Here is a 2,068-nt window from a genome sequence, read left to right on the forward strand (position 1 = left end):
TCGATGGCGGCATCCGCATTGAGCGTATCAATGAGCTCAAGAAGTTCCGCCTCGCTGGTGGTTTCAGGCAGGTCATAGGAGCGGGAGACGAACCCCACTTCGTCGCAGGCTTTGCGTTTACTTGCTACGTAAATTTGCGAAGCCGGGTTGCTACCTACCAGCACAACAGCCAGGCCTGGGGCGCGTAATCCAGCCGCTAAACGCGCCTGAACTTTTTGAGCCACCTCAGAGCGTACCTGCTGCGCAATCGTTTTACCGTCAATAATCTTTGCTGCCATCAGAGAGAGGATTCCGTCTGTTACGTTAAATCGAAGGGGATGTCACTATTTTGTCAGAAGCGCGGCGTGCTGTCAGTTTTCGTTTGCATTTTTAGGTGAGATTAGGAACGTCTCGCTGTGCGAACGGGTGAGGTGTCAATATCGTAAAGACAGGAATAATTACTGAGTACGCTAATTAATTTTAACGTTAGTGAAACAACTCATCACCCTTCTGTTTTCATGGGTAATGCGTCATAAACCAGTCTGTTACGTACCATTGTGGTGGTGTTTAAGTAATATTTACCCAGACATTTCTTAGATCCCAATAAGAATTAGCCAGGGCCATTACAAGGATTTGCAGGTATTTTTCATTAATTGAAATGTTTAATTTATCCCTGTGACGAATTGTCATATTCGTAAAGATTAATTAGTGAATCTCGCGCTCAGGAGAGTTGGGGTCAAGCATCATTAATTCTCTTTCGATATATATCTTTACAGGATGCAGAGATAATTTGCCTGACATTTTATGTCGATAATGATTCAAACGGAGCCGGCAGGATACCGGAACCGGATGTGTGTAATTCAAGGGAAATCCATGAAACGTAAATTAATAAATACTTCTGTTATTGCCAGCCTGATGTTAGTTGCAGGGGCCGCAGTCGCAGCCGATCCGGTCAGCGTGAGCGGCGGTACTGTTCATTTTGAAGGTGAACTGGTCAATGCAGCTTGTGCGGTAAGCACACAGTCAGCCGATCAGGTGGTGACATTAGGGCAATATCGTACCGCCAGCTTTGCAGCCATCGGCGATACCACGGCACAGATTCCGTTCTCCATCGTGCTGAACGACTGCGATCCTGCGGTTGCCGCGACGGCAGCTGTGGCGTTTTCGGGTCAGGCGGATGCCTCCAACTCAGCTCTGCTGGCGGTATCTTCAGGGAATAACACCACCACCGCTGGCGGTGTAGGCATCGAAATTCTGGACAACGCGTCTACCGCGCTGAAGCCAGATGGTGCCACCTTCTCTACTGCCCAGGCGCTGGTAGAAGGCACCAACACCCTGCGTTTCTCCGCACGTTATAAAGCGACCGCTGCAAGCGCCACGCCAGGCCAGGCAAACGCCGACGCCACCTTCATCATGAAGTACGAATAAGCCGTTCTGATTGGCGCAAGGAAGACGACAGCCTCAATGGATGAGGCAATATCCGGGGATGACGAAGGATGTGGCAACTGATTTTCAAAGGCATGACGCTGGCGGGAATGCTGTGCGTAATGCCTGCGCTTGCACACACGGTAATACTGGAAAGCGGTCGCCTTCACCTGCGTGGGCAACTGGTCAATGGGGCCTGTACGGTGGCCACCGATAGCCAGAACTTGCGGGTACAGATGGGGCAGTATCGCACCAACGCATTTGGCGAAACGGGAAGCTTTGCCTCGACCAGCGTACCGTTTTCACTGCGCTTAACGTCCTGCAGTTCCGACGTTTATGACCATGTTGGGATTGCGTTTGCTGGCGTCACGCCTGCAGAAGATCCGCAGGTCTTTCTGACCAGCGGTGAGGCGTCTGCGGCCTCGGGTATTGGCCTGGCATTATTTGATGAAGGGCAACGACAAATTATTCCGAATGCGTTGCCGCGTCATTACGCCCCAATTTTAACGCAGGAAATGACGTTTCACTTCACCGCGCGCTATCGGGCTGTCTCGGAAAAGATCACGCCAGGAACGCTTCGTTCAGACGTGTGGTTTACGTTGGTCTATCCCTGATTTATTTACCAACGATAATCAGGTAATGACTCCAACTTACTGATAGTGTT

General features: G+C 50.5%; 3 protein-coding genes. 2 read left to right on the forward strand and 1 reads right to left on the reverse strand.

Annotated features, from left to right (window positions below; all coding sequences use genetic code 11):
* Positions 1-278: tetrahydrofolate dehydrogenase/cyclohydrolase catalytic domain-containing protein (locus tag FDX01_RS23225; protein ID WP_283205030.1), on the reverse strand; the 278-nt coding region annotated here is incomplete at its 3' end.
* A 574-nt stretch (positions 279-852) separates the two neighbouring features.
* On the opposite strand from FDX01_RS23225, the gene fimA reads away from it, so the two are divergent.
* On the forward strand, positions 853-1,407 hold the full coding sequence (gene fimA, locus FDX01_RS00560) for a type 1 fimbrial major subunit FimA (RefSeq protein ID WP_115259167.1): 555 nt from the start codon (positions 853-855) through the stop codon (positions 1,405-1,407).
* Between the two features lie 77 nt (positions 1,408-1,484).
* The gene (gene fimI / locus FDX01_RS00565) at positions 1,485-2,018 is read left to right on the forward strand and encodes a type 1 fimbrial protein subunit FimI (protein ID WP_137399043.1); all 534 of its coding nucleotides are present in this window, start codon (positions 1,485-1,487) and stop codon (positions 2,016-2,018) included.
* The last annotated feature ends 50 nt before the right edge of the window (positions 2,019-2,068 follow it).

It is taken from the genome of Citrobacter sp. wls613 (assembly GCF_005281195.1).
Lineage (GTDB): Bacteria > Pseudomonadota > Gammaproteobacteria > Enterobacterales > Enterobacteriaceae > Citrobacter > Citrobacter gillenii.